28 protein-coding genes are annotated in these 24,983 nt (G+C 67.7%); 15 read left to right on the top strand and 13 right to left on the bottom strand.

Annotated features, from left to right (window positions below; genetic code table 11):
- Positions 1-16 precede the first annotated feature (16 nt).
- Positions 17-1,069 carry an alpha/beta hydrolase fold domain-containing protein gene (locus tag G6N58_RS02750; protein ID WP_115279820.1) on the bottom strand — a complete coding sequence of 351 codons (1,053 nt, stop codon included), beginning with the start codon at positions 1,067-1,069 and terminating at the stop codon, positions 17-19.
- Between the two features lie 174 nt (positions 1,070-1,243).
- On the opposite strand from G6N58_RS02750, the gene G6N58_RS02755 reads away from it, so the two are divergent.
- Positions 1,244-2,197, top strand: a complete 954-nt coding sequence (locus tag G6N58_RS02755) for an SGNH/GDSL hydrolase family protein (RefSeq protein WP_115281861.1) — start codon at positions 1,244-1,246, stop codon at positions 2,195-2,197.
- Between the two features lie 37 nt (positions 2,198-2,234).
- Complete coding sequence (locus G6N58_RS02760; RefSeq protein ID WP_115279819.1) at positions 2,235-3,452, top strand: acetyl-CoA C-acetyltransferase; 1,218 nt, start codon at positions 2,235-2,237, stop codon at positions 3,450-3,452.
- A gap of 36 nt (positions 3,453-3,488) precedes the next feature.
- On the opposite strand, the gene G6N58_RS02765 is transcribed toward G6N58_RS02760, so the two are convergent.
- Together G6N58_RS02765 and G6N58_RS02770 are read right to left on the bottom strand one after the other, a co-directional pair.
- Entirely contained in the window at positions 3,489-4,361 is an 873-nt protein-coding gene (locus G6N58_RS02765) for a putative endonuclease domain-containing protein (protein ID WP_115279818.1), read from the bottom strand.
- Positions 4,362-4,503: 142 nt separating this feature from the next.
- Positions 4,504-5,340 carry a Bax inhibitor-1/YccA family protein gene (locus tag G6N58_RS02770; protein ID WP_115279817.1) on the bottom strand — a complete coding sequence of 279 codons (837 nt, stop codon included), beginning with the start codon at positions 5,338-5,340 and terminating at the stop codon, positions 4,504-4,506.
- Between the two features lie 206 nt (positions 5,341-5,546).
- Between G6N58_RS02770 and G6N58_RS02775 the strand changes: the two genes are divergently transcribed.
- From G6N58_RS02775 to G6N58_RS02785, 3 genes are read left to right on the top strand one after another with little or no spacing between them, the layout of a single operon-like run.
- Positions 5,547-6,593, top strand: coding sequence for an enoyl-CoA hydratase/isomerase family protein (locus G6N58_RS02775; protein WP_115279816.1), 1,047 nt, complete (start codon positions 5,547-5,549; stop codon positions 6,591-6,593).
- A gap of 8 nt (positions 6,594-6,601) precedes the next feature.
- Entirely contained in the window at positions 6,602-7,375 is a 774-nt protein-coding gene (locus tag G6N58_RS02780) for an enoyl-CoA hydratase (RefSeq protein ID WP_115279815.1), read from the top strand.
- A 9-nt stretch (positions 7,376-7,384) separates the two neighbouring features.
- Positions 7,385-9,079: an alpha/beta hydrolase gene (locus G6N58_RS02785; protein ID WP_232067703.1), complete on the top strand. Its 1,695-nt coding sequence runs from the start codon at positions 7,385-7,387 to the stop codon at positions 9,077-9,079.
- 1 nt (position 9,080) lies between these two features.
- On the opposite strand, the gene G6N58_RS02790 is transcribed toward G6N58_RS02785, so the two are convergent.
- Positions 9,081-9,839, bottom strand: a complete 759-nt coding sequence (locus G6N58_RS02790) for a TetR/AcrR family transcriptional regulator (protein ID WP_115279814.1) — start codon at positions 9,837-9,839, stop codon at positions 9,081-9,083.
- Between the two features lie 68 nt (positions 9,840-9,907).
- Here G6N58_RS02790 and G6N58_RS02795 point away from each other — a divergent pair, with 68 nt between their 5' ends.
- A complete protein-coding gene (locus G6N58_RS02795; protein WP_115279813.1) occupies positions 9,908-10,297 on the top strand; it encodes a nuclear transport factor 2 family protein in 390 nt (129 codons plus the stop codon).
- Between the two features lies 1 nt (position 10,298).
- On the opposite strand, the gene G6N58_RS02800 is transcribed toward G6N58_RS02795, so the two are convergent.
- The 3 genes from G6N58_RS02800 to G6N58_RS02810 form a co-directional block, all read right to left on the bottom strand.
- Positions 10,299-10,676, bottom strand: a complete 378-nt coding sequence (locus G6N58_RS02800) for a rhodanese-like domain-containing protein (RefSeq protein WP_115279812.1) — start codon at positions 10,674-10,676, stop codon at positions 10,299-10,301.
- Positions 10,673-11,221, bottom strand: a complete 549-nt coding sequence (locus tag G6N58_RS02805; RefSeq protein ID WP_115279811.1) for a cysteine dioxygenase — start codon at positions 11,219-11,221, stop codon at positions 10,673-10,675. The genes G6N58_RS02800 and G6N58_RS02805 overlap by 4 nt, the downstream gene beginning before the upstream one ends.
- A gap of 144 nt (positions 11,222-11,365) precedes the next feature.
- Positions 11,366-12,310: a GGDEF domain-containing protein gene (locus tag G6N58_RS02810; RefSeq protein WP_232067704.1), complete on the bottom strand. Its 945-nt coding sequence runs from the start codon at positions 12,308-12,310 to the stop codon at positions 11,366-11,368.
- A 188-nt stretch (positions 12,311-12,498) separates the two neighbouring features.
- On the opposite strand from G6N58_RS02810, the gene lpqV reads away from it, so the two are divergent.
- Positions 12,499-12,930: a lipoprotein LpqV gene (gene lpqV / locus G6N58_RS02815; RefSeq protein WP_115279810.1), complete on the top strand. Its 432-nt coding sequence runs from the start codon at positions 12,499-12,501 to the stop codon at positions 12,928-12,930.
- A gap of 4 nt (positions 12,931-12,934) precedes the next feature.
- On the opposite strand, the gene G6N58_RS02820 is transcribed toward lpqV, so the two are convergent.
- Positions 12,935-13,534 carry a TetR/AcrR family transcriptional regulator gene (locus G6N58_RS02820; protein WP_115279809.1) on the bottom strand — a complete coding sequence of 200 codons (600 nt, stop codon included), beginning with the start codon at positions 13,532-13,534 and terminating at the stop codon, positions 12,935-12,937.
- Positions 13,535-13,597: 63 nt separating this feature from the next.
- Here G6N58_RS02820 and G6N58_RS02825 point away from each other — a divergent pair, with 63 nt between their 5' ends.
- A complete protein-coding gene (locus tag G6N58_RS02825) occupies positions 13,598-15,274 on the top strand; it encodes a CocE/NonD family hydrolase (protein ID WP_115279808.1) in 1,677 nt (558 codons plus the stop codon).
- Here the strand turns inward: G6N58_RS02825 and G6N58_RS02830 are convergent.
- Entirely contained in the window at positions 15,264-15,626 is a 363-nt protein-coding gene (locus G6N58_RS02830) for a VOC family protein (RefSeq protein ID WP_115281858.1), read from the bottom strand. The genes G6N58_RS02825 and G6N58_RS02830 overlap by 11 nt on opposite strands.
- A 52-nt stretch (positions 15,627-15,678) precedes the next feature.
- On the opposite strand from G6N58_RS02830, the gene G6N58_RS02835 reads away from it, so the two are divergent.
- Positions 15,679-16,635 (top strand): patatin-like phospholipase family protein, encoded by a 957-nt coding sequence (locus tag G6N58_RS02835; protein ID WP_115279807.1) that lies wholly within the window; start codon positions 15,679-15,681, stop codon positions 16,633-16,635.
- On the opposite strand, the gene G6N58_RS02840 is transcribed toward G6N58_RS02835, so the two are convergent.
- The gene (locus G6N58_RS02840; RefSeq protein WP_174904652.1) at positions 16,618-17,475 is read right to left on the bottom strand and encodes a patatin-like phospholipase family protein; all 858 of its coding nucleotides are present in this window, start codon (positions 17,473-17,475) and stop codon (positions 16,618-16,620) included. The genes G6N58_RS02835 and G6N58_RS02840 overlap by 18 nt on opposite strands.
- Before the next feature lie 56 nt (positions 17,476-17,531).
- Here G6N58_RS02840 and G6N58_RS02845 point away from each other — a divergent pair, with 56 nt between their 5' ends.
- The gene (locus G6N58_RS02845) at positions 17,532-17,843 is read left to right on the top strand and encodes a hypothetical protein (protein WP_115279806.1); all 312 of its coding nucleotides are present in this window, start codon (positions 17,532-17,534) and stop codon (positions 17,841-17,843) included.
- On the opposite strand, the gene G6N58_RS02850 is transcribed toward G6N58_RS02845, so the two are convergent.
- On the bottom strand, positions 17,844-18,116 hold the full coding sequence (locus G6N58_RS02850; RefSeq protein ID WP_147289377.1) for a DUF4175 domain-containing protein: 273 nt from the start codon (positions 18,114-18,116) through the stop codon (positions 17,844-17,846). It abuts the gene before it with no gap.
- Positions 18,117-18,145: 29 nt separating this feature from the next.
- Positions 18,146-19,207 carry an NAD(P)H-dependent amine dehydrogenase family protein gene (locus G6N58_RS02855; RefSeq protein WP_115279804.1) on the bottom strand — a complete coding sequence of 354 codons (1,062 nt, stop codon included), beginning with the start codon at positions 19,205-19,207 and terminating at the stop codon, positions 18,146-18,148.
- Between the two features lie 80 nt (positions 19,208-19,287).
- Here G6N58_RS02855 and G6N58_RS02860 point away from each other — a divergent pair, with 80 nt between their 5' ends.
- From G6N58_RS02860 to G6N58_RS02870, 3 genes are all read left to right on the top strand, one after another.
- Positions 19,288-20,478 carry a lipid-transfer protein gene (locus G6N58_RS02860; RefSeq protein WP_115281856.1) on the top strand — a complete coding sequence of 397 codons (1,191 nt, stop codon included), beginning with the start codon at positions 19,288-19,290 and terminating at the stop codon, positions 20,476-20,478.
- Between the two features lie 66 nt (positions 20,479-20,544).
- Positions 20,545-20,877 carry a YnfA family protein gene (locus G6N58_RS02865; protein ID WP_197746465.1) on the top strand — a complete coding sequence of 111 codons (333 nt, stop codon included), beginning with the start codon at positions 20,545-20,547 and terminating at the stop codon, positions 20,875-20,877.
- A gap of 74 nt (positions 20,878-20,951) precedes the next feature.
- Positions 20,952-21,248, top strand: coding sequence for a hypothetical protein (locus tag G6N58_RS02870; RefSeq protein WP_115281855.1), 297 nt, complete (start codon positions 20,952-20,954; stop codon positions 21,246-21,248).
- A 10-nt stretch (positions 21,249-21,258) separates the two neighbouring features.
- On the opposite strand, the gene G6N58_RS02875 is transcribed toward G6N58_RS02870, so the two are convergent.
- Positions 21,259-22,440, bottom strand: coding sequence for a YncE family protein (locus tag G6N58_RS02875; RefSeq protein WP_115279802.1), 1,182 nt, complete (start codon positions 22,438-22,440; stop codon positions 21,259-21,261).
- Between the two features lie 712 nt (positions 22,441-23,152).
- On the opposite strand from G6N58_RS02875, the gene G6N58_RS02880 reads away from it, so the two are divergent.
- Together G6N58_RS02880 and G6N58_RS02885 are read left to right on the top strand one after the other, a co-directional pair.
- Positions 23,153-24,529 (top strand): PE-PPE domain-containing protein, encoded by a 1,377-nt coding sequence (locus G6N58_RS02880; RefSeq protein ID WP_147289376.1) that lies wholly within the window; start codon positions 23,153-23,155, stop codon positions 24,527-24,529.
- Positions 24,530-24,653: 124 nt separating this feature from the next.
- Complete coding sequence (locus tag G6N58_RS02885) at positions 24,654-24,950, top strand: hypothetical protein (RefSeq protein WP_163907859.1); 297 nt, start codon at positions 24,654-24,656, stop codon at positions 24,948-24,950.
- The last annotated feature ends 33 nt before the right edge of the window (positions 24,951-24,983 follow it).

Consider the following 24,983-nt stretch of genomic DNA (forward strand, 5'->3'; position numbering starts at 1 on the left):
CCCGGCCCCGGGCGCCCTATCCGGTGGCCTCGCGGATGTACTCGCCGATCTGGCGCAGTGACCGCTTCGCCTCCGGTACCAGCGGGGCGAACAGCTGGAAGTCGTGGACCTGGCCGCGCCACACGCGCACTTCCGTGGGCACCCCCGCCGCGGCCAGTCGGCGCGCTGCCAGGCGGGCGTCGTGCAGCAGCACCTCGGAGCCGGAGACGTGGATCAGGGTGCTCGGCAGACCCGGCTCGATGTGGTCCAGCGGCTCGTAGATCTGTTCGGGCTCACCGTCGACCACGCGCTTGGCGGCCGCCCGCGCCACCAGGCCGACCAGCGCGTCGAAGGCTTTGGGCGGGAACATGGCGTCGGTCTTGATGTTCGGGTGGGCCTGCTTGGGTTCCTTGGCCAGCTGCAGCAACGGCGAGATGGCCACCAGCGCGGCGGGTTTCTCCCCGTCGGCCTGCAATCGCTGGGCCAGCGACATGGCCAGGTAGCCACCCGCGGAATCACCGGCCAGCACGATCTGGTCCGGGCCGTACCCGCGCAGCCGTAACCAGCGGTAGGCGTCCATGCAGTCGTCGATGGCCTGGCCGATGGTGTGCTTGGGGATCATCCGGTAGTTCACCACCAGCACCGGGGCGTCCGCCGCGGTGGACAGTGTGGTGACGATGCGGTTGTGGGAATTGACCCCGCAGGTCAGGAACGCACCGCCGTGCATGTACAGCACGATCCGCCGCCTGCCATCCGCGGGCAACACCCCCGGAGCCCGGACCAACTGGGCATTGGCGTTGGGCAGACCGATGGTGGCCCGGACGGTGCCCGCCTGGGGCACCAGAGCCCGCGAAGCAAAGTCGATGACGCCCCACGGCCACGGCAGGTTGGGCACGTGACTGGCCACCGCCAGCGTCGGCCGGACCGTCATACGGCACGTCAGCGACAGCAGCCTGGCCCGCAGACTCGTTCCGGTCTCGACCACCTCGACGGGTGCGCCGTCACTCACCGGGAATTTGCGGTACTGACGTGCGCCGGACTGGTTCAGCCGAGAGCGTTCCTCACCGGAGACTTTGCTTGGTGCGGTCATCTCAAACTCTCCCCTACCTCGTTGTAGCGGTGTGCCGTGGCCCTACAGCGTGACACCTGTGATCTACATAACGTCGCGGAAGGTCGAATTGATACCGCATCTGGTACCGGAACGTGACTCTCCGGCCTCGTCGGCGTCACCTTCTGTGTTGATTTGCCACCTAAACTCGTGCTCGTGGGTACCCGCGTCAAGCGTCGGTCGGCCCTCGCGGTTGCGGCATTGCTGGGGTCAACCGGGGCGGCCGGTTACGTGGGCGTGCGCAACCTGCTCACCGGCCAAGCCGTCAAAGCCAGAGAAGTCATCCCCAAGTCCTGGGATGTGCCGCCCCGCGCGGACGGCGTCTACACCCGCGGCGGCGGGCCCGTGCAGCGCTGGCAACGCGATGTGCCGTTCGACATCCACTTGATGGTGTTCGGCGACTCCACCGCCACCGGCTATGGATGCAAGGTGGCCGACGAAGTGCCGGGTGTGCGGATCGCCCGCGGGGTGGCCGAGCAGACCGGACAGCGAATCCGATTGAGCACCAAGGCAATTGTGGGTGCGACATCCAAGGGGTTGTCCGGCCAGGTGGACGCGATGTTCGTGGCGGGGCCCCCGCCGGACGCTGCGGTGATCATGATCGGGGCCAATGACATCACCGCACTGAACGGCATCAACGCCTCAGCCCGCCGCCTTGGCGATGCCGTCCGCCGGCTCCGCGACAGCGGCGCAGTGGTGGTGGTGGGCACCTGTCCGGACTTCGGCGTCATCACCGCCATCCCGCAGCCACTGCGGTGGGTCACCCGCATCCGAGGGCTGCGCCTGGCCCGGAGGCAGGCCGCCGTGGTGCGTGCCGCGGGCGGTTTGCCGGTGCCGTTCGCCGATCTGTTGGCGCCGGAGTTCCTGCAGGCCCCGGACGTGTTGTTCTCCGAGGACCACTTCCACCCCTCGGCCGCGGGTTACGACCTGGCGGCCCAGCAGCTGTTGCCCGCGCTCTGTTATGCGCTGGGCGAGTGGACCGGTGAGCTGCCGTGGGAGTCGCGGGGAGCGGAGAACCGGTCGCTGGGCACCCGGCTGCGCATGCTGGCGCGGGTGTGGCCGCGGCGCACCACCGGGGTCCCCGCGCCGGTGGTGGTTTCCGCGAGCTAGCCTGGTAACCAACCAAGCACTTGCTCAAGGAGGCCCCATGCCTGAAGCCGTCATCGTCGCCACCGCCCGCTCCCCCATCGGCCGCGCCGTCAAAGGCTCCCTGGCGTCCATCCGCACCGACGACCTCGCCGCCCAGATGGTGCGCGCGGTGTTGGACAAGGTGCCCGCGCTGGATCCGCGGCATATCGACGATCTCATCATGGGCTGCGCCCAGCCCGCCGGTGAGGCCGGGTACAACATCGGCCGCGCCGTGGCCGTCGAGTTGGGCTACGACTTCCTGCCCGGAACCACTGTCAACCGGTACTGCTCGTCATCGTTGCAGACCACCCGCATGGCGTTCCACGCCATCAAAGCCGGCGAAGGTGACGTGTTCATCTCTGCCGGGGTGGAGGCTGTCTCACGCTTTGGCATCGGCGCCGCCGACGGTGCGCCCAACAGCAAGAACCCCATGTTCGACGACGCCCAGGCCCGCACCGCCGAACAGGCCGCCGGTGCCGAGGAATGGCATGACCCGCGCAGCGACGGCAAGGTGCCCGACGTCTACATCGCCATGGGCCAGACCGCCGAGAACGTCGCCAACTTCACCGGCATCAGCCGCGAGGACCAGGACCACTGGGGAGTGCGCTCGCAGAACCGCGCCGAAGAAGCCATCAAGAATGGTTTCTTCGAGCGAGAGATCGTTCCCGTGACTCTGCCCGACGGCACCGTCGTCTCCACCGATGACGGCCCCCGCGCCGGCACCACCTACGAGAAGATCAGCCAGCTCAAGCCCGTCTTCCGACCCAACGGCACCATCACCGCGGGCAACGCGTGCCCGCTGAACGACGGCGCCGCGGCCCTGGTGATCATGAGCGACACGAAGGCCAAGGAGCTGGGCCTCACCCCGCTGGCCCGAGTGGTGTCCACCGGGGTGTCCGGCCTCTCGCCGGAGATCATGGGCCTGGGCCCCATCGAGGCCGTCAAGAAGGCACTCGGCAACGCGGGCATGGCCTTGAGCGACATCGACCTCTACGAGATCAACGAGGCCTTCGCCGTTCAGGTGCTGGGCTCGGCGCGCGAGCTCGGGATGGATGAGGATCGGTTGAACGTCAGCGGCGGCGCGATCGCCCTGGGCCATCCCTTCGGCATGACCGGTGCCCGCATCACCACCACGCTGATCAACAACCTCAACACCTACGACAAGACCTTCGGCCTCGAGACCATGTGTGTCGGCGGCGGCCAGGGTATGGCAATGGTGCTGGAGCGACTCTCCTGACTCGCGCCGAAACTGCACACAGTGCGGGGTTTGGCCTCAAATCGCCGCACTGCGTGCAGTTTCGCGGGCTCGGCGCACGCGCTGCACGATCTCCCAATCGGTGTCCTCTTTCAGCACCCACACGATGCGCCATCCGAGTCGCGTCAATGCGTCGCGCTTCTTGATGTCTCTGACGTAGCGACCCCGGTCGGTCTGGTGGTAGGCCCCTTCGTACTCGACACCGACTCTCCCGTGCTCCCAGCCCATGTCGATGAAGTACCAGCAGCCGTCGAGCGGATCGAAGACGGGGATCTGGGTTCGCGTCCTCGGCAGGCCGGCATTGATGAGAAGAATGCGGATCCTGGTTTCCTGCGGCGACTGCGCGCCGGGGTCGATGAGGTCGAGTGCCTGCCGCAGCTTCCGGAGGCCACGGGCCCCGCGGTGACGCTGTGCCACCACCTCGATGTCTTCCTTCGTGAGGCCGGTGGCAGCGGCCAACGCGTCGAGGCGGGCGAGGGTGTGCCATGTGAGCGGGTAGCGAGGCTGTTGTCGCCCGAGGTCGAACGCCGTGCGCGCAGCGGTGGTGACGCGCATCCCGTCGAGGGTCTCGAACTCGGCCCGCGGCAGGCGGGGGTTGCTGGTCCGGATGCCGCTCGGCGGCCTGGCCTGGGACCACACCAGGTCGATGGGCTCGTCTTCGTCTACCCATTTCGCACCGTGCAGCGCCGCGGCGGCCTGACCGGCCACCACGCCCTCCCGATGGGAGTACAACCACGCTGCGAAGGTGCGCTGCCACAGCGTCGGTGCGTCGTGGCCTGACAGGTAGATGTCCGGGAAGAGCCACTGGTGCTTGCTCCGGAGCTCATGGACCGTCACCAGTCCGGCGGACAGCGCCTCGCGACCGACGAAGGGCTTCACATCATCGTTCATCCGGAGAGCTTCGCGAAACCACGGCTCCCGAGACTGCACACAGTGCGGCGGATTGTGGAGAAATCCCGCACTGTGTGCAGTCTCGGGAGTGCGAAAAGGGGCCCGGCGCGTCAGCGCCGGGCCCCTTTTGCGGTCGTGACAGCTAGTCGTTCTGGAAGTAGCTGAGCAGACGCAGGATCTCGATGTACAGCCACACCAGGGTGACGGTCAGGCCGAGGGCGACGCCCCAGGCGGCCTTCTCCGGCGCACCGGCGCGGATCATCTGGTCAGCGGCATCGAAGTCCAGCAGGAAGCTGAACGCGGCGAGGCCGATGCAGACCAGCGAGAAGATGATGGCGATGGGGCCACCGTCACGCAGCGGGCCCGCACCATCGGTGAACAGCGAGAAGACCAGGTTGCCCAGGGCCAGGACGACGACGCCGATCATGCCGGCGACGAGCATCCGGGTGAACTTCGGGGTGACGCGGATGGCGCCGGTCTTGTAGACGACCAGCATGCCGAAGAACACGCCGAAGGTGCCCAGCACGGCCTGAGAGATCAGCGCACCGGCGCTGGCACCCTGGATGTTGAAGGTCAGCAGGAACGACACAGCGCCGAGGAACAGGCCCTCCAGCACGGCGTAACTCAGGACGATGGCGGGGTTGTCCTGCTTGCGCCCGAAGGTCGCGATCAGAACCAGGGCCAGGCCGCCGAGTCCACCCACGAGGGTGAACGGCATGGCCAACCCGGGGTTGGACCCCACCATGAAGTAGGAGACCGCAGCGACGGCGGACAGCACGACCAGCGTGATGCCGGTCTTGGTGACCACGTCGTCGATGGTCAGGGGCCGCGAAACGCCTGTCTGCGGCGGCACCTGATAGGGCGCGTACGCCTGGTCTGCCTGCGCGGTCGCGGCGCCCGCAGCACCGGAGCCGAAAGTCGCGTACCCGCCCTGCTGCTTCGGCAGCGAGCGGAATACCGGATTGCTGGATTCCCGCACCGTTGATTCCTTCCTGTGAGGTCCCTGAAAGTCTTACACGAACACTGGCTCAACGAACAGAAAGCTGCCTTCGGTTCCCGCATAACGGGCCGATTTTCGGGCGTTTCTCGGGCGATACGTTACCTGTGGGGCACCGCGCGCGGTGACGTGAGCCGGGTTACTAGGATGTCCTACTATCTGACACCACCCGCGACGGATGGGACGACATGCTGCAGACCGACGAGATCCTCACGCGTATCGACGGCAGCGTCGGCTATGTGACGCTGAATCGGCCGAAAGCCATCAACTCGCTGAACCAATCCATGATCGACACACTCCGGGACGTGCTGTCCGCGTGGCGAGACGATCCGGCAGTCGAGACCGTGGTCATCGACGGCGCGGGCGAACGCGGACTCTGCGCCGGCGGCGACGTGGTGGCCCTGCGCACCAGCGCACTCGCCGACGGCGCCGAGGCGCGCAGGTTCTTTTTTGACGAGTACACCGTCAACGGCCTGATCGGCCGCTTCCCCAAGCCGTATGTCGCCGTGATGGACGGCATCGTGATGGGCGGCGGCGTCGGGGTGAGCGCGCACGGCAGCGTCCGGGTGGTCACCGACACCACCAAGCTCGCCATGCCGGAGGTGGGCATCGGCTTCATTCCTGACGTGGGCGGCACCTACGTGTTGGCGCACGCCCCCGGCGGTCTCGGCCTGTACGCCGCCCTCACCGGGTCGTCGCTGTCCGGGCCGGACGCCATCGAACTCGGGTTCGCGGATCACTTCGTGCCGCACGACTCCCTCGATGCATTCAAGGCGGCCATCGCCTCCGACGGCGTGGATGCCGCCCTGGCCAAGCACACCGTCGCACCGCCGCCCAGCAAACTTGCCGCGCAACGGCTTTGGATCGACGAGTGCTTCGGCACCGCCGCCGATCCGACGCCGCTTCCGGAGCTGCTCTCGAGGCTGCGCAGACATGACGCCGAGGAGGCCCACAGGGCCGCCGACGTGATCAGCGGCCGATCTCCCATCGCGGTCGCGGTCACCCGGGAAGCGGTGCGGCGCGCCACCGATCACGCGTCCCTGGAAGAGGCGTTGATCCAGGAGTACCGCGTGTCCTGCGCCTCCCTGCGGTCGCACGATTTCGCCGAAGGCATCCGCGCCCAGCTGGTGGACAAGGACCGCAACCCGCAGTGGTCGCCGGCCTCCTTCGACGACGTCACCTCCGCCGAGGTGGACGCCTACTTCCAACCCGCCGACCCCGACCTGACCTTCTAGGAGCACACGTGTCTTACGAGACCATCCTGGTGGACCGCGACGAACGAATCGCCACCATCACCCTCAACCGGCCGAAGGCCCTCAACGCGCTCAACAGCCAGGTGATGGCCGAAGTCACCACCGCGGCAGCCGAACTGGACGCCGACCCGGGAGTGGGCGCCATCATCCTCACCGGCAACGAGAAGGCCTTCGCCGCCGGCGCCGACATCAAGGAGATGGCCGACAAGTCGTTCGGCGAGATGTTCGGCTCGGATTTCTTCGCCGGCTGGGCCAGGTTCGCGGCCGTGCGCACACCGACCATCGCGGCCGTCGCGGGTTACGCCCTCGGTGGCGGCTGTGAACTCGCGATGATGTGCGACATCCTGATTGCCGCCGACACCGCAAAATTCGGCCAGCCGGAGATCAAGCTGGGCGTGCTGCCCGGGATGGGTGGCAGCCAGCGACTCACCCGCGCGATCGGCAAGGCCAAGGCGATGGACCTGATCCTGACCGGCCGCACCATCGGCGCCGAGGAGGCTGATCGCGCCGGCCTGGTGTCACGGGTGGTGCCCGCCGCCGACCTGCTGACCGAGGCGAAGGCCGTCGCCACCACCATCTCGCAGATGTCCCTGCCCGCGGCCCAACTGGCCAAGGAAGCGGTCAACCGATCCTTCGAGGTGACGCTCAGCGAAGGACTGCTGTTCGAGCGCCGACTCTTCCACAGCGCATTCGCCACCGAGGATCAGACCGAGGGGATGAACGCGTTCACCGAGAAGCGCGCCGCGAACTTCACGCACCGCTAAAATCCATGCGTGACAGCGACCGTAGCGGCGGACGAAAAGCCTGAGGAACACCAGGCCGAGGTAGTCAGCAAAAAGGCTTGGTGGCTGCGGCACTACACGTTCTTCGGCACGGCCGGCGGTCTGGTGATGATCTGGCTGTCGCTCACCCCCTCGCTACTGCCCCGTGGTCCGCTCTTCCAGGGCATCGTCAGCGGCGCCTGCGGCGCGATCGGCTACGGGCTCGGCGTTTTCGCCGTCTGGCTGGTCCGGTTCATGCGCTCCAAGGAGACCAGTCCGCCGGCACCCCGGTGGGCGTGGTCGGCCCTGCTGGTGGTGGGTGTCATCGGCCAGGTGCTGATGATCATCTGGTTCCACCACTGGCAGGATGACGTCCGCGACATGTTCGGCGTCGCGCGGCTGGACCGCATCGACCATCCGATCGCCGCGGTGATCTCGATCGTGGTGCTCTTCCTGTTCGTGGAGCTCGGTCAGCTGATCGGACGGTTGGTGCGGTTCCTGGACCGCCAGCTGAGCCGGGTCGCACCCCCGCGGGTGTCGGCCACGGTGGTGGTGCTGTTGCTGGTGACGCTGACGATCGCGCTGCTCAACGGCATCGTGGTGCGGTTCGCGATGAGCACTTTGAACAACACCTTCGAAGCAGTGAACAACGAAGAGAGCCCCGACAACCCGGCACCCACGTCGGCCTTGCGCTCCGGTGGCCCGGAGTCCCTCGACAGCTGGTCGTCGTTGGGCCACCAGGGCCGGATGTTCGTCAGCGGCGGACCGACGGTGGAACAGCTCACCGAGTTCAACGGGGCGCCCGCCACCGAGCCGATCCGCGCCTACGCCGGACTGAACTCGGCCGACGGCATCTACGAGACCGCCGAACTGGCCGCTCGCGAGCTGCAGCGCACGGGCGGACTGGACCGTGCGGTGGTGGCGGTGGCCACCACCACCGGCACCGGGTGGATCAACGAGGCCGAAGCCTCGGCGCTGGAGTACATGTACAACGGCGACACCGCGATCGTGTCCATGCAGTATTCGTTCCTGCCCAGCTGGTTGTCCTTCCTGGTGGACCGGGAGAACGCTCGCCAAGCCGGTCAGGCCTTGTTCGAAGCCGTCGACGAATTGATCCGGGAGATGCCGGAAGCCCAGCGGCCCAAGCTGGTGGTGTTCGGCGAGAGTCTGGGTTCGTTCGGCGGCGAGGCGCCGTTCCTGAGCCTGAACAACATCATCGCCCGCACCGACGGTGCGCTGTTCTCGGGGCCGACGTTCAACAACACCATGTGGACCGAGCTCACCCGCACCCGGGACCCCGGTTCGCCGGAGTGGCTGCCGATCTACGACGACGGTGCCAACGTCCGATTCGCCGCGCGCCCTGAGGATCTCAATCGGCCCGACGCGCCGTGGGGCACCCCTCGCGTGGTCTATCTGCAACACGCCTCCGATCCGATCGCCTGGTGGAACACAGATCTGCTGTTCTCCGAACCGGATTGGCTGCGCGAGCCGCGAGGCTACGACGTGCTACCGAGCGTGCACTGGATCCCCGTAGTGACGTTCCTGCAGGTCTCGGCGGACATGGCCGTCGCCGTGGATGTTCCGGACGGCCACGGACACCGCTACGTGCAGAGTGTGGTCGACGGCTGGGCTGCCGTGCTGCAGCCACCGGGGTGGACGCCGGAGAAGACCGCCAGGCTGCGGCCGCTGATGCACTCGGACGAGTGACTCAGCGTTCGATCAGCGGCGCCAGCCCGTCGAGCACTCGGGCCAGACCGAAATCGTATGCGTGCGTGGCGCTGTAGGCACTGTCGTGCGCCTGGCCCGCCGCCGCTCCCACCCGGGCGGCCAGCGGGAACGCCGAGGCGTCGAACACCTCGGCGAGCAACGGCGCCGCACTCTCCCACCAACTGTGGTCACTCACCCCGCTGCCCGCGGCGGCCTCGTCGGTGGCGGCCGCGATGCCCGCCACCGCGGTGACGAATCCCAGCACGTAGGTCAGCGCCGAATCCATCTCCAGGTCCGTCAGACCCAGGCCGTCGAAGGCGGTCAGCTCGTGGTCGTACTTGGCGGCCATGCCCGGCCCCAGGGGCGGCCGGGTGGTGCCCATCCTTATCACCCAGCGGTGCCGGGCCAACAGGTCGCGATTCTCGGCGGCGATCGTGGACACTCGTGTGCGCCAACGCATCCGGCTCAGATCAGCTCTGGGCATGTCGCGGTAGACCGCGTCGAGCATGAGATCCAGCAGTTCGGCCTTGCCGGGAACGTAGGTGTACACCGACATGGCCGTGATGCCGAGCCTGCCTGCGACCGCGCGCATGGTCAGCGCGTCGAGGCCCTCGGCATCGGCGAGGTCGATCGCGGCGCTCACCACTGCGTCGACGGTGGTGCGTTGCCGCGGCCCGCGGGAGGGGCGGGACTCGCCGGGTGCCCGCCACAACAGCGCGAGCGTGCGCGCGGGGTCCCCTGCGCTACTGCGTTCGGCCATGGGGCGATCGTAGTTCCCACCTTTTCCATACGATGTACACTGTACTTCGTATAGAGAAAGGTGTCACGATGACTTTCACCCCCACCACCGCCGACATCAACTCGGTGCTCGACTGGTTCGCACGCTATGACGCACTGGCGGTCGCCAAGGACATCGACGCCATGGCGGATCAGGCCATGTTCCCACTCAACGAAGTCAGCGACAGCAAGGCTGAATCCTGTGACAAGGCACGGTTTGTCGCGCAGATGACCGAGCAACTCGGCGGCACCGGCGAGGTCACGATGGAGTCGGTCCGCACCCCGCACTTCATCAACGAGAACCTGGTGTTCGTGATCACCGACGCCACCATCACGGCCGACGACATCACCCGACCGGTGCGCTACGGCGACCTGCTGGTCAAGACGGACGGCGGCTGGAGATTCCAGACCATGGTCCAGGGTGGCTGGGGCGACTTCTGAGTCAGACCAGCGCGCCGGCAGCCACCAAGGCGTGGAAGCCACCCACGACATCGGTGGAGCGGTGCAGCCCGAGGTCCTGTAGGGCCGCGGCTGCCAGGCTCGAGGTGTAGCCCTCGGAGCACAGGATCACCCATTCCACGTCATCGCCCACCGCCTCGGGGATGCGGGCGTCGCTTGTCGGGTCGCACCGCCATTCCAGGACGTTGCGTTCGATGACCAGCGCCGCAGGCACGTCACCTTCTGCGGCGCGCTGAGCGGCGGGGCGGATGTCGACCAGGATGGCACCGCGGTTCAGGGCCGCCGGGACCGCGGTGGCCTCCAGCCGGGTCAGCTTGGCGCGGGCCTGCTCCAGCACCGCGTCGATTCGACTGTGGCTCATGGCTTCTCCGGCTGGTCGGTGAGCTCGGTGCGCTGGCGGCGCAGAGTACTGCGGTCGGTCACCTGGTAGTACGACATCGCGCTCAGTGGCGGCGAATAGGCGTGCACCGAGAGCGTCGGCCCGGTCACTGTGATCGGGGTGGGCGCCCACACCACGTCATGCACCCAGCCGAGCGGGAACGCCGCCTGATCCCCGGCATCGAGTCGGCGACGGCGCAATTGGTCGCCGTCCCAGCGGAATTCGTCGAGCGCACCCGACAGCACGGTGAGCGCGCCGAGGGAACTGCCGTGATCGTGCAGTTCGGTGGCGTGCCCGCGCACCCAGCTGATCAGCCAGATGTCGAGTTCGTCGTCACCGTGCACGCGGGTGAACCAGCGCCGGTCTGCCGGCACCCCGCCGACGGGCAACAGATGGTCATAGCGGCCGTCGAGCACGTCGTTGGCGGTGCGATCGGTGACGTGCAGCAGATCGGGCAGTCGCAGCCGTGTGGGCCCCGAGACGGATGGGATGTCGGACGCGCGCAACGACGGGAGAACAGCGGTCATGATGAGTGGCTTTCGGGGGAATGAAGCGGGACAGGACGTGGTCGGGCTCAGCGAGCCTGACAACACTCCCGACAACCGATGCGCTTCATCACGGAACCAGTGTGACACGGATGGGCCGGACATGGCCACCGCCGCCACATAGCCTCACCGTGATTCTGGAAAACCGCTGTTCGGCACGACGTCGTGATCGGTGCGGCGGGTGAGTGGGCGGCCTCGGGAACGGTAGAGCTCGGCATCCGCACGCGCATACAGGTCGGCGATGCCGAGTTCGGCGGACGTGGCCGTGCCCACGCTGGCGTCCGGGGTCTGCGACCGCAGGACGCCCAGGAAGTCGGCGACGATCTCGGGTTTGTCATCGATCAGGCACACCGCGAACTCGTCCCCGCCGAGCCTGGCCAAGGCCGCGCCCCGCGGCAGTGCCCGTCGCCACGTCTGTGCGTAGTCGAGGATCCGGCGATCACCGGCGTCGTGGCCGTAGGTGTCGTTCAGTCGCTTGAGCCCGTCGATGTCGAGCGCCACCACGGTCACCGGCGCACGGGTGGCCCGCGCGCGCGTCACCAGCTCCGCGGTGGCCATCTCCCAGCCTGCGCGGTTCAGCAGACCCGTCATCGGGTCGGAGCACGAGTCGGCGAACAGCGCACGCATGAGCAGCCCGAACGATTCTGCGGCCCCGATGATCGCCACGATGATGATAAGGACGGTGATCACACCGACGTGCGGCGCGGGCGCCATCACCACCGCCACCACGCAGGCAACGGTCAGGCAGCCGATCATCAGCCACGCGCGGCCCGGCCGGTGGAACGCCCGCAGGTACATGGCCAGGAACATCGGCGCGATGAGGCACATGTACTCCGCAGTCAGGGTGACGTGGAAGGCCATCACCACCGGCGTTGCCAGTATCGAGGCCACGGTCGCGAAGGCGAGCCGACGGGGCCACACCGCCAGCTGAGCCAGCGCAGCCGCACCCAGCACGATCGCGACGATGCCGCCGGCCGGGTTGGCGTAGGCGATGTCGGTGCGGACCGGGAAGATCGTGAACACCACGCCATAGGCGTAGAGAAACGTGGTGGCGCCCAGATAGATCCTCAACAACCGGACCTGGTGCCCACCAACGCGCCCCCCGGCCCCGGCAAGCGAGTTCGGTCGGAACATGAGGGCCCTGTCCTGCAGCACGAGTGTTTGCCAAGATTGCCGTAGCGTGGATTATCGCATTGGTGCACGGAGTCGTCGCGCCGACCCTTGACAGCCGGCGAGACACACGACTTACAGTGGGCTCCATGTGCAGTCACCGTGGTGGTCTGAGACCGTGGTCCGCCGGGGTGGCGGCACTGCTGGTGATGACTGTCGGTTGCTCGCAAGCCACCTCACCGCCGCCGCCCACATCCGCCGCGTCATCCAGTACCACCGCAGCGCCGCCTCCTCGAGCCTCGCCGCCGGGAGTGTCCCCCGGCGGCGTCACCACCGAGGTCGACGCCCCGTCCGACGCCACCGAATCGCAGTATGGCCAGGCCTGTCGCGCCGCCACGCTGTGGATGGACACCCAGCCCGGTGATCGCCGGCAACTCATCGAGCCGTACCTGGCGCAACTGCAGACGCCCGAAGCCGTGGGGCCAGGCACCTTCGGCACCACCTGGGCGTTGCTGTCCCGGGCTCAGCAGGCCGGCGTGGTGATGGCCGTGGAGGCGGCGGCCGACGGCGAGTGCGGGTAGCACCTCACCCGAGGTCGCCGTCGACATAACGCTGCAGCGTGGGCGCCAGTGCGGCGATCGCCTGGGCATCCGACATCGACGCCACGGGTTCGATCTCCCAGACGTAGCGCATCAGGGCGAAGCCCATGAGCTGCGATGAGATCAGGCCGCTGCGCAGCAGACGATCGTCGTCATCGGTTCCGAACCGGGACACCCCGATCAGGCTGCGTTCGACAACCAGACGCAGCTTCTCCCGCGTCGTGGGTTCGTGTGCGGCCGTCTGCAGCACCGCCCGCAGGAAACTCCGGATCTCCGGATCCGCCCAGTTGGCCAGCAGGGCCTCCACCAGGGCCCTGCCCAGATCCGGTTCCGGCACCGTCCAGGTCGCCGCCACCCGTTCCAGAAAGCGCGGCTCGGGCGTGGTGGCCGCGTCCAGCAGCCCCTCCTTGGACCCGAAATAGTGATAGACCAGAGCGGGGTCCACGTCCGCTGCCCTGGCCACCGAGCGGATGGTGGTCCCAGCCCAGCCGGTCTCGGCGAACGCGTCGCGCGCGGCCCGCATGATGCGCGCGGCCAGCACACCGCGTTCGTCACGCGGCCCCGGCGTGGCGGGCTTCTTCCCCATGGTCCCATCCTAGGGCTAGAGTTTCTCGTTGCGTTGAGACTAGGTTCGCCGTACGTTGACCGGGTGGCCTCTGCCGACGCCGTCGCACCCGACCGACCCTGGCGGCGCCCCGGTGCGCTGCGCTACGCGCTGCACCGGTTGCACCGCATCATCCGGCCCACCGTGCGGATCGACGACGTGCCGACGGGTGCCCTTGTCATCGACAACGACGTGGCCGTACCGATGCGCGATGGCACCCGGCTGCGGGTCAACGTGTACCGACCCGGGGGTGACGGACCATTCCCGGTGCTGCTGTGCGCGCACCCCTACGGCAAGGACAAGCTACCGACCGGTGGCCGAATCCCGTTCCCGTACCGCATCCTTCGTCAACCCGCCCCGGTGCAGTTCTCCAGCCTGACCACGTGGGAGTCGCCAGACCCGGCATGGTGGACCGCACAGGGCTACGCAGTGGTGAACTGCGACCTACGCGGCGCCGGCACCTCCGACGGCACCGGCAGCCTGCTGAGCGTGCAGGAGGGGCAAGACGGCCACGACCTCGTGGAGTGGGCGGCCGCCCAGCCGTGGAGCACCGGCCGGGTCGGGATGATCGGGGTGTCGTATCTGGCCATGTCTCAATGGAGTACCGCCGCCCAGCGTCCCGCCCACCTGCGCGCCATCGTGCCCTGGGAGGGCATGACCGACCCCTACCGTGACCTGCTGCGTCCCGGCGGGATCCAGGAGACCGGTTTCGTACAAATGTGGGCCCGCGGCCTGAAGGGCACGCGCCTGACCTACGACATGGGGCAGAAGAACATCGAGCATCCCCTGCGGGACAGCTTCTGGGACTCGGTGACACCGGACCTGGCCGCCATCGACGTCCCGGCGCTGGTCTGTGGCAGCCTGTCGGACAACAACTTACACAGCCGGGGCTCCATCAGGGGTTTCCAGCAGATCCGCTCGCGCGACAAGCACCTCTACACCCACCGCGGCGGCAAGTGGGCCACCTTCTACTCCTCCCAGGCCCGCGCCACCCAGCTGGCATTCCTGAACCGCCATCTACGCGACGGCGAAGATCCTGAGCTACCACCGGTGCGGGTGGAGGTCCGAGCGGGCCGCGACGAGATCGTCGACACCCGCGCCGAAGACGCCTGGCCGCTGTCCGACACCCGGTGGACGCCCTTGCACCTCGGCGCCGACGGTCTGACCCTGCAACCGTCTGCAGTCCCGGGGTCCGCCGGTTTCGACACCCGGCGCGGTGGTCTACGCTTCGGCTGGACGGTGCCCGAGGATGTGGAACTGACCGGTCCGATGGCACTGCGGTTGTTCGTATCGGTGGCAGGTGCAGACGACCTGGATCTGTTTGTCGGCGTGGAAAAGTGGCGCGGGTCAACCTATGTGCCCTTTGAAGGGTCCTATGGATTCGGCCGTGACCGGGTGACGACGGGCTGGTTGAAGGCCTCACTGCGCGACCTCGACACCGCGGTCTCCACCGCTTGGGATCCAGTCCCCACCTTCAGCTCCCCGCGACCGCTGCAGAGCGGTGAGGTGGTCGGGGTGGATATCGCGTTGGGCCCATCGTCCACCCTGTTCAGAACCGGCGAACAGTTGCGGGTCGTGGTGGCCGGACGCTGGCTCTGGCCCCACAACCCGCTGACCGGCCAGCTGCCCGCCCGGTATGCACCCGGCCCCCGAGCGACGTGCACGCTGCACTGGGGCGCCGGGCGCCGGCCCCGGTTGCTGGTACCGGTGGTCAGTCGTTGAACACCAGACAGAACGGGTGCCCGGCGGGATCGCGGAACACCCGGAAGTCGGTCTCCTCCTCGGCATCGGTGACCCGAGTTGCCCCCAGCGCCAGCACCTTTGCCTGCGCGTCCTCGACATCCTCGACGTAGATGTCGAAGTGGAACTGCTGGGAACCGCGCCGGTCCGGAAACGCCGGAGGCTCGTGTTCGGGCGCCAACTGGAACGCCAGCCGCACACCGTCCGGGGTGGTGAGCACCACCCACATTTCGTCGGACACCTGCACGTCGCCACCGAGCAGTTCGGCGTAGAACGCCGCGAGCAACCGCGGACTCTTGCAGTCGAGCACCACTGAACGCACTTTCCCGATCACAGTCACGAGGGTTACCCGCAGTCGGCGCCGCCAACCACGCCACAATGGAGCCATGCGGATGGCGCTGTGCCTGGGCAGTGGCGGGGCTCGTGGTTACGCCCACATCGGGGTGCTCCACGAATTGTTGGACGGGGGACACGAGATCGTCGGCATCTCGGGGTCCTCGATGGGCGCCCTGGTCGGCGGCGTGTACGCCGCGGGCAAGCTCGACGAATACACCGACTGGGCGCTGTCGCTGACCCAGCGCGCCGTGCTGCGCCTGCTGGACCCGTCGATCAGCGCTGCGGGCGTGCTGCGGGCGGAGAAGATCCTGGACTCGGTGCGCGACATCTTGGGCGAGGTCACCATCGAAGCGCTGCCCATCCCCTACACCGCGGTGTCCACCGACCTGATCGCAGGCCGGTCGGTCTGGCTGCAGCGCGGCCCGGTGGACGCGGCCATCCGCGCGTCCATCGCCATCCCGGGGATCATCTCTCCCCACGTTCTGCACGGCCGGCTGCTCGCCGACGGCGGCATCCTCGACCCGCTGCCCATGGCGCCGATCTCGGCCGTCAACGCGGACCTGACCGTCGCCATCAGCCTGGCCGGCAACGATCCCCGCCCGCCCGCGCCCGACGCCGACGCCCGGACCGGCACCGAGTGGATGAACCGGGTGTGGCGCAGCACGTCTGCGCTGCTGGACACCAAGGCGGCCCGCTCGATGCTGGACACTCCGTCGGCGCGCTCGGTGCTCAGCCGCTTCACCACCTCCAGTGACGACGAACTGGTGGACGCGTCCAAGGAATCACCGGCGCCCAAGCTCGGCAGCTTCGAGGTGATGAACCGGACCATCGACATCGCCCAGGCGGCACTGGCACGCCACACATTGGCCGCCTACCCGCCCGATCTGCTGATCGAGGTGCCCCGAACCGCCTGTCGCAGTTTGGAATTCCATCGCGCGGCCGAGATGATCGATATCGGGCGCGAACTGGCCGCGGCGTCGCTGGACGCCCTACCTCTGCCGTCGTAGGAACCGCGCCACATCCTCGGCGCAGCGACGACCCTGCTCGCGCCCGGCCAGGGCGGCAGGCCGTCGGCACCGCGGGTCCAGGGGGTCGGGCCCAAATGCGGCCATCGCGTTGTCATCGGCGAAGACGGCCAGGGTGTCGGCCGGGAAGGCTCTGATCTCCGCACCTGCGCCTGCCCCGAACGGCGACGGCGCGTCCTGCGGTGCAGGCACCAGGACCAGCACGGCGTCGCAGTCAGAGGCAACAGCGATGTTGACCGTGCTGGCCACGCCGCCGTCCATGTACCGGCGGCCCGCGATCGGCACCGGCGGCCACGCCCCCGGCACCGCGCAACTGGCAGCCACCGCGTCCACCAGCGCGACGCCACTGGAGCGGTCGAAGACCACCAACTCTCCACTGTCGATGTCGACGGCGGTCAACCGCAGCACGCGCGCCGGCCACTCATGTGACGGCAGCCGGTCGGCGATCACCTGATGCCGGGATGCCGCCGGCACTGTGTCCGCAGCGGCCGCGACCGCGCCGATACGCCGCAGGTGCTGCTGCGCGTCGCCGGCCGAATCCGCCAGGGCCGAGAGGAACAGTGAGGTCAACTCGTCGATGCCGACCCCCGGTTCGATCTCGGCCACGGTCCCGGCGAGCTGGCGCTCGAACAGCTCCGGCAGAGCCACGCCGCTGCTGATCTGGGCAGCCACTGCCGATCCCGCCGAGGTGCCCACCAGCACCTCCGAGTCCAGCACCGCTGCGGCGACGTCGGGCGCCGCATCGGCGATTCCGAGCAGCACCCCGGTCTCCCAGGCGATACCGGCCAACCCTCCGCCGGCCAGCACAAGTCCACGTGTCACAGTTCCGTAGTTTTCCGCATCGTTAGATCACCACGACCTCGGGTATGCCCTCGACCATGGGTAACAAGGCCAGTGACCCCGTTGACCATGCACGGACAACACGCAAGCACGCGGGTCAGAACCTGAAGAACACCAAAGCATTCCCGGCTCTGGTCGGCATCGGCCTCGGGGTGCTGGCGCTGGTGATCGGCATCTTCGGCTTTGCGGCGGGACATCCGCCGCTCGGCATCGCCGGCGCGGTGATCGCCGTGGTGCTGTGGGCCGCCGGCTTCGGCTGGCTCAGCCGGGAACGGCGACGGGTCCGCCGGATCGAGGCGGACTACGTCAGGACCCACCCGGGCGCTGACTGGCAGACGCCTTCAAGCTGATCATCGCCGTCGGTACTGGGCCTTGTAGATCATCCGTCGCATCTTGGTGCGACGGGCGTCCAGCAGACCGCCACCCTTCGAGCTCGCACGCAGCAACAACATGCCGGCCACGATGAGTGTCACGGCGATCAAGCCCAGGGCGACGGCTCCCCCGATGACGCCCAGTGCAGCTGCGGTCAGAAAAATTCCGATCGCTGCAACGCCCACGAACAGCATCTCGAAGCCACCGAGCACCGCCAGATGACGCGTCCAACCCCAACGTGTGGAAGTCATGTCGGGGCGGATACCCGTCGAAAACCACCTCAACCACGGCGAAATTGCGGAGCGGCTTTGGCCGAGAACAAGGGCAGATCGAAGTAGGTGGCGATGCCGGGCGGGGCGGCGCACACTGCGGGGACGGAGTTCACACAATGCGCCGCAGTGGCCACCACACCGGCCTCGACGCCATCATCCTGGGCGCCGTACTCGGACTGGAAGCCTCTGACCACGACGGTGAAATCGGGGTTGCCCCGCACCTCCATCTCGTAGCGCTGGCCTTCGACGCCGAAATTCCAGGCCGGGTCCAGATTTTCTTCGCCCATCAGCCAGTTCACCGTCACCCGGACCACCGGGCGGTCTCCCACCAACGCCTCCCAGTGGAACTTGCGCCCGGCCACCTGACCCGGCTCGATGGTGCCGATGGGCGACGCGATGGGGGCGGTGGCCACCGCAATTTCCTGTGTGGCACGCACTTTCGGATCGGCGGCGAAACCCATCTCGTCGACGATCATGCGCACCGCCTGGATGAAGCCGCCGTCGAGCAGCTTCTGCATGGGCCCCGACAGCGCCTTTTCCGGGGTGTCGCCGAAGCCCATCACGTGTCGCACCACGTCCGGAGCGAGATAGGTGCGCAGGTCCGAAAACTCTTCGGCGCGAACGAATGTCACGCCGGTGGACATCACCGAGAGCAACAACGGGAACTTCTCGCTGATCCCCCCGGGCGCGATGCCGGTACCGTGCAGGGTCGCGTTGCCCGCTTCGCCCGCGGCCCGCAGATCGGCGCCCTGGCGCTCACTCGGATAGACCCAGCCCACCGGTGTCACGACGTTCTTGCCCGAGCGCAGCAGCGCGGCCACCTCGTCGGGGTTGGGCAGCAGCGGTGCATAGATCACCGCATCGGCATCCAAGGCCAGGATGTCATCGAGGGAGTCCGTGGTCGTCACACCCAGCGGCGCGGTTCCGAGGAGTTCCCCCACGTCCTTGCCGGCCTTGGCCTGCGAATGCACCCAGCACCCGACGAGTTCGAGATTTGGGTGCTCCAACACCCCCTTGATGGCTGCGACCCCGACACCGCCGGTGGCCCACTGCACGACCTTCAGTGACATCGCCAGCCTCCCGCACCTCGACTAGAACACGTTCTATTTAGATCTACACCAAACCGCCCGCGATCTGTATGTTTCTCGCCATGGCCAAGAAAGTGTTCGTCATCGGTGTCGGTATGACCAAGTTCGAGAAGCCCGGCCGCCGCGAAGGCTGGGACTACCCGCAGATGGCCAAGGAGTCCGGCACCCGGGCGCTCGACGATGCGGGCATCGCCTACACCGAGATCCAGCAGGGGTATGTGGGCTACTGCGCCGGGGACTCGACCTCGGGCCAGCGGGCGCTCTACGAGCTGGGTATGACGGGCATCCCGATCGTCAACGTCAACAACAATTGCTCTACCGGCTCCACAGCGCTGTACCTGGCGGCGCAGGCGATCCGCGGCGGGCTCGCCGAGTGCACGCTGGCGCTGGGCTTCGAGAAGATGCAACCGGGCTCGCTCGGCGGCGGCGCAGACGACCGCGAGTCGCCGCTGATGCGCCACATCGTGGCACTGAGCAAGGTTGACGAGATGGCATTCCCCGTGGCGCCGTGGATGTTCGGCGCAGCGGGCCGCGAGCACATGAAGAAGTACGGCAGCACGGCCGAGCATTTCGCGAAGATCGGCTACAAGAACCACAAGCATTCGGTGAACAACCCGTACGCCCAGTTCCAGGACGAATACACCCTCGATGACATCCTGGGCGCACGGATGATCTCCGATCCCCTGACAAAGCTGCAGTGCTCCCCCACCTCGGACGGCTCGGGTGCGGCCATTCTGGCCAGTGAGGACTTCGTGGCCGCGCACGAACTCGCCGACCAGGCGGTGGAGATCGTCGGGCAGGCCATGACCACCGACTTCGCCAGCACCTTCGACGGCAGCGCGGCCAACATCATCGGCTATGACATGAATGTGCAGGCGGCGCAGCAGGTTTACCAGCAGTCCGGACTCGGGCCCGCCGACTTCCAGGTGATCGAACTGCACGACTGCTTCTCGGCCAACGAACTGCTGCTCTACGAGGCCCTGGGTTTGTGCGGGCCCGGTGAGGCTCCGGCGCTGATCGACGACAATGACACCACCTACGGCGGGCGCTGGGTGGTCAATCCCTCCGGCGGCCTGATCTCCAAGGGCCACCCACTGGGGGCGACGGGCCTGGCCCAGTGCGCGGAGCTGACGTGGCAGCTGCGAGGCACCGCCGACAAGCGTCAGGTTCCGGACGTCACTGCCGCACTGCAGCACAACATCGGCCTCGGCGGGGCTGCGGTCGTCACGGCCTACCAGCGCGCCACCCGGTGATTGCGGCGCGCTGGTAACCGCGCAGCGGTTGTGAACGCGCCGAAACCCCTAGGGTCGTGGTCTGTGATGGTGACCAAGTCGGTGCTGTTGTTCCTGTTGGCCGCCGTGTTCGAGATCGGCGGGGCCTGGCTGGTGTGGCAGGGCGTCCGCGAGCACAGGGGTTGGGTGTGGATCGGCCTGGGGGTCGCCGCACTGGGCATCTACGGCTTCGTCGCGACCCTGCAGGCCGACGCCAATTTCGGGCGTATCCTGGCCGCCTACGGCGGGGTGTTCGTGGCGGGCAGCCTCGCGTGGGGCATGGCGCTCGACGGATTCCGCCCGGACCGCTGGGATGTCACCGGCGCGCTGATCTGTCTGCTCGGGGTCGCGGTCATCATGTACGCCCCGCGCAGCGCCTGACGAGCAACGTTGTGCCATCCCGCGGCGATGTACCGTCGAAAGCCAGGGCCGGGGTGTAGCAGGAGGAGATGGGAATGCGGACCGCAAGAGCAATCGTCGTGGCGGGGGCGGCAGCGGGCGTGCTGGTGACTCCGGCGGGAATCGCGGCTGCCGACATGACGGCCGCGGAGACCATCGCCAACCTGGAAGCGCAGGGTTACACCGTCAACATCGACCGGGTGGGAGCAGGCCCGCTGTCGGACTGCGTGGTGACCAACGTGCGCAACCCTCAGACCAACAGCGAATACGTCGGCGTGGTCGGCGACGACGAGCCCGGAGCGGTCCGGGTGATCACCAGCCAGACCATTTCCGTCTCGCTGAACTGCACCTAGCGGACGCGCGTCAGACGCGCTCCAACTCGCGCACGGCGGGTCCGGCCAGCGCCTCGGGGGTGTTCATCCTGGCCAGCGCCGGCGGCGTGGCCGGTGCCACCGTGTACAGCGCCACCCGCCCGTCGAAGCCCGCGACGTACAGCAGGCTCCCGTCTCCGCTCTCGGCGACACAGGACGGCGCGGAGTCGGTGGTGATGACGTCGGCCACGGTGTGGCTGTCGGTGCACACCACGGACACCGCATCGGCGGTGACGGCGTAGACCCGGTCACCGGCGGCGCTGAGCATCAGCTGTCGTACCGGTGCGTCCACAGCGACGGTGCGCATCACACGGTGTGACCGCATGTCGAGCACGTCGACCAGTCCGCCGGCGGCCTCGTCGTCGGTGGCGACCCACAAGGTGGCACCGTCGTGGCTGACAGCGAGGCTGCGCACCGGTTCCGCCACGGTCAGGGCGTCGATCACCGAGAGGTCAGCGGTGCTGATGACCACCAGGCGGCCGCCGAGCTGATCGGTGGTGGCCAGCACGAGGAAGCGGCCGTCACCGCTGAGTCGCACGGTGGTGGCGACCTCGCCGGATCGGGTGGCGAGCTCCACGCTGCGCTGCATGCCCGATGCGGTGTCCACGACCACAACGTCCACGCCGGTGTCGCTGGTGCGCGCGACGTACACCGAACGTCCTTCGCGGTCGGCCACCAGGTCGGCGACGCTGTCGGTCAGCGCGTGGCTGTCCAGGATGGACTCACCGTCGAGCACGGCGAGTACGTCGTTTCCACAGTCGAGGGCACTGACGTAGGCGCGGCCTCGCGCGATCGACAGCGCGTAGGGCTCAGGCACCTCGTCGATGACGGCGGCGGTCCGAAGAGTCCGACCGTCGAGCACCTTCACGGCGTCGCCGGCGTAGTCGGCCACGAACACGCGTCCGTCGAACGGGTTGACCGCCATCGCGGTGATCGCACCCGAGCCCACTGCCGAGATGCCCACCGCAGCGAAGTCGCCGGACCGCAGTGTGCTGTCCCTCACCACAGAGTCGTCGACCTCGGCGGCCACCGCGGGCACACGATGCAAATGGCTGTGCAGCAGCTTCGCCGGCACCCCACCGAATCCGGGCACCCGGTGCTGAGCGCGGTCCAGCACAGCGACGCCGTTGATCGCATCCGTCACATCGTCCACATTCGCCACTTTGTTTGCCATGTTGGCCGACCTCCCTTGCTGACGGCCGCGGTACCGACGCGTTCCCGTCTATTCTCAGCGCCATGCGACACTGACTCGGATCGAGTGTAACCGCGCGAAACAGTGCAATTCTGGTTCCTGCCAAAACTGCGGCGCGAAGTAGCGACATTACCTCAGCAGCTACTCACATACGATCCGCCGGCAGTCGAAAATTGCGCCAACAGCAACCTTCATAACACGTCTTTTACAGTATTTTTTGATCTGACAGCGAATGAGCTGATTTGAATTCTTGGACTACTCTTAATTATGTAATTCTTAGCTTGACGAATAAAATGAGGTCCAAATCACAGGGCCGGTTGCCCGCGTGTCCCCTGCCTAATCACGGCGAGTGACGTAACACAGCCGTGACACAGACGTCGGGATCACACCGGGGATCGGCGGGCCGCGGCGGTTGTTCGCTGTAGTTGCAGCTGCCTCGGCGACTGCGAGGCGACGGAATCCGTACCTCGGTTCGGTGCCGGGGCACGGACCTGCGGGCGGTCGAGTCCGCAGGCCACAGCCCCCCACCCCGCCGCTCCGTCCGTTCCGAGGTGCAGCCGCCCCGCCGGCAGTCACGGATTTCGTAGCCGGGGCTCGAGAATGGCAAACGATCTCATCTGACCTGGGCACGCGAAACGGCGCCTCGGAGCAGCCGCTGCTGACAGGATGTTTCCACCGAGACGGGGAGGTGAAGATGGCCGGACGCAGAGTCCTGACGGCGCTGGCCACGGTGGCGGCGCTGACGCTCGCGCCGGTGGTGACCCCGCCGACGGCCACCGCGGTCAGCGCGCTGGTGATGGGTGGCACCGACCAGCCCGACCCGGAAAAGCTCGGTGACTACCTGCCGGACGTGCACACGACCTTTCTGGACCCCTTCACCGCGTGCTCGGCGACTGACTGCGACCTCACGGGAGTGGTGTATCCGGCGGAATTCTGGCCCTTCCCGCAATGGGGCGGGCTGGAAGGGCAGAAGTATGACCGCTCGGTGGCCGAGGGTGTGGTCAACCTCGAGGCCGCGCTGCGGCGGCAGTATCTGGAGGACCCGGATGAACCCGTGGTGCTGTTCGGCGCGTCGCAGAGCGCCACGGTGGTCACCTTCGTCAAGCGCAAGCTCGCCACGCATCCGGAGGGCATGCCGGCCCAGGTCCAGATCGTGCTGATCGGCAACCCCAACCGACCCAACGGCGGATTGCTGGCCCGGTTCGCGCCTCTCACCATCCCGGTTCTGGAGTTCACCGGTAGTGGCGGCACCCCCACCGACGCGGGTATGCCGACCACCGACATCGCTTTCCAGTACGACATCGCCGCAGACTTCCCCAAGTACCCGCTGAACCTGTTCGCGCTGCTGAACTCGATCATCGGCATCGATATCCACGGCGACTACCTGCTGAACCGCAACGGATACACCGAAGCCGAGTTACAGGCCGCCATGCAGGATCCCGCCAACCAGCAGATCCACGGCGACACCACCTACATCACCATCCCGACCAAGCGCCTGCCGCTGCTCGCGCCGCTGCGTCAGCTCGGCGTCGACCACAACGCCACCGCCGTCACCGAACCGCTTGCCGCGCTGATGGAACCGACGTTGCGCGTGCTGGTCGAGCTCGGCTACGACCGTGGTGCGGGATATGGTCGCGCAAGCGGATTCGGCCTGCTGCCCCGTGTCGATCCGGTGCGCCTGACCACCGATCTGGTCACCGCCGTGAGCACGGGCCTCCGCGATGCCCGCGCCGCCGCGGTGGCGCCGTCGTCACGCCAGGGCGAGCCGCCGCGCGAACCTGAACCAAAGGTCCAGCAGATGTCCTCTGCTGCAGATCATTCCGATGTCGAACCCGCACCGGTACCCGAGCGGGACCGTCGGCGGCAGTCCGAGCCGGAGGTTGCAGACGACGCCGACGAGACCGACGACACCACCGACGAGGGCACCACCCAGGACGAGGACGATTCCGAGGACGCCTCCGTCGACGAGCCCGATCCATCGGACGCGTCCGACGCGGAGGACGAGGCCGACGCGGAGGACGAGGCCGACGAGCCCGCTTCCGATGCTCCCGCGGAGCCGGCCGCCGCCTGACCGCGCTCCGCCCCGGATCTCCAGGCAATCTCCACACTGCCTCCAAGCACCGGACTGCCCGGGCCGACACCATGGTGATCATCAACCGTGAGCCGACAACGGCTCCTACACAGAGGATTTCACCATGAAAAAGATGGTCTCGGTTTCCGGCCTGGCCCTCGTCGCCGCGTCCGCGGCACTGCTGGCAGCCCCCCTTGCACATGCGGCCGATTCGGCCTCGACCACCATCGGGCTGCTCGAGGCTCAAGGCTTCGACGTCAAGGTCGACCGGGTGGGCAGCGCCCCCCTGGACCAGTGCGAGGTGACGTCGGTGCGCAACCCGCGGGTGCAGCGCTCGCTCATCGACTTCGACGACGATGACAACAACGTCTTCGACGTCGAGCGACGCACCATCACGGTGTCCCTGAACTGCGCGCGATGACGCTCCCGCGGCGCCGCGGTGTGGGAGCATCGG

It is taken from the genome of Mycolicibacterium tokaiense, assembly GCF_010725885.1.
GTDB lineage: Bacteria > Actinomycetota > Actinomycetes > Mycobacteriales > Mycobacteriaceae > Mycobacterium > Mycobacterium tokaiense.

What these genes read in the sequence shown, in the direction of transcription:
- G6N58_RS02750 (WP_115279820.1), bottom strand. Translation starts at nt 1,069, where the DNA reads ATGACCGCACCAAGCAAAGTCTCCGGTGAGGAACGCTCTCGGCTGAAC.
- G6N58_RS02760 (WP_115279819.1), top strand. Translation starts at nt 2,235, where the DNA reads ATGCCTGAAGCCGTCATCGTCGCCACCGCCCGCTCCCCCATCGGCCGC.
- G6N58_RS02765 (WP_115279818.1), bottom strand. Translation starts at nt 4,361, where the DNA reads ATGAACGATGATGTGAAGCCCTTCGTCGGTCGCGAGGCGCTGTCCGCC.
- G6N58_RS02775 (WP_115279816.1), top strand. Translation starts at nt 5,547, where the DNA reads ATGCTGCAGACCGACGAGATCCTCACGCGTATCGACGGCAGCGTCGGC.
- G6N58_RS02790 (WP_115279814.1), bottom strand. Translation starts at nt 9,839, where the DNA reads ATGGCCGAACGCAGTAGCGCAGGGGACCCCGCGCGCACGCTCGCGCTG.
- G6N58_RS02795 (WP_115279813.1), top strand. Translation starts at nt 9,908, where the DNA reads ATGACTTTCACCCCCACCACCGCCGACATCAACTCGGTGCTCGACTGG.
- G6N58_RS02800 (WP_115279812.1), bottom strand. Translation starts at nt 10,676, where the DNA reads ATGAGCCACAGTCGAATCGACGCGGTGCTGGAGCAGGCCCGCGCCAAG.
- G6N58_RS02805 (WP_115279811.1), bottom strand. Translation starts at nt 11,221, where the DNA reads ATGACCGCTGTTCTCCCGTCGTTGCGCGCGTCCGACATCCCATCCGTC.
- lpqV (WP_115279810.1), top strand. Translation starts at nt 12,499, where the DNA reads ATGTGCAGTCACCGTGGTGGTCTGAGACCGTGGTCCGCCGGGGTGGCG.
- G6N58_RS02820 (WP_115279809.1), bottom strand. Translation starts at nt 13,534, where the DNA reads ATGGGGAAGAAGCCCGCCACGCCGGGGCCGCGTGACGAACGCGGTGTG.
- G6N58_RS02835 (WP_115279807.1), top strand. Translation starts at nt 15,679, where the DNA reads ATGCGGATGGCGCTGTGCCTGGGCAGTGGCGGGGCTCGTGGTTACGCC.
- G6N58_RS02845 (WP_115279806.1), top strand. Translation starts at nt 17,532, where the DNA reads ATGGGTAACAAGGCCAGTGACCCCGTTGACCATGCACGGACAACACGC.
- G6N58_RS02850 (WP_147289377.1), bottom strand. Translation starts at nt 18,116, where the DNA reads ATGACTTCCACACGTTGGGGTTGGACGCGTCATCTGGCGGTGCTCGGT.
- G6N58_RS02855 (WP_115279804.1), bottom strand. Translation starts at nt 19,207, where the DNA reads ATGTCACTGAAGGTCGTGCAGTGGGCCACCGGCGGTGTCGGGGTCGCA.
- G6N58_RS02860 (WP_115281856.1), top strand. Translation starts at nt 19,288, where the DNA reads ATGGCCAAGAAAGTGTTCGTCATCGGTGTCGGTATGACCAAGTTCGAG.
- G6N58_RS02865 (WP_197746465.1), top strand. Translation starts at nt 20,545, where the DNA reads ATGGTGACCAAGTCGGTGCTGTTGTTCCTGTTGGCCGCCGTGTTCGAG.
- G6N58_RS02870 (WP_115281855.1), top strand. Translation starts at nt 20,952, where the DNA reads ATGCGGACCGCAAGAGCAATCGTCGTGGCGGGGGCGGCAGCGGGCGTG.
- G6N58_RS02875 (WP_115279802.1), bottom strand. Translation starts at nt 22,440, where the DNA reads ATGGCAAACAAAGTGGCGAATGTGGACGATGTGACGGATGCGATCAAC.
- G6N58_RS02880 (WP_147289376.1), top strand. Translation starts at nt 23,153, where the DNA reads ATGGCCGGACGCAGAGTCCTGACGGCGCTGGCCACGGTGGCGGCGCTG.
- G6N58_RS02885 (WP_163907859.1), top strand. Translation starts at nt 24,654, where the DNA reads ATGAAAAAGATGGTCTCGGTTTCCGGCCTGGCCCTCGTCGCCGCGTCC.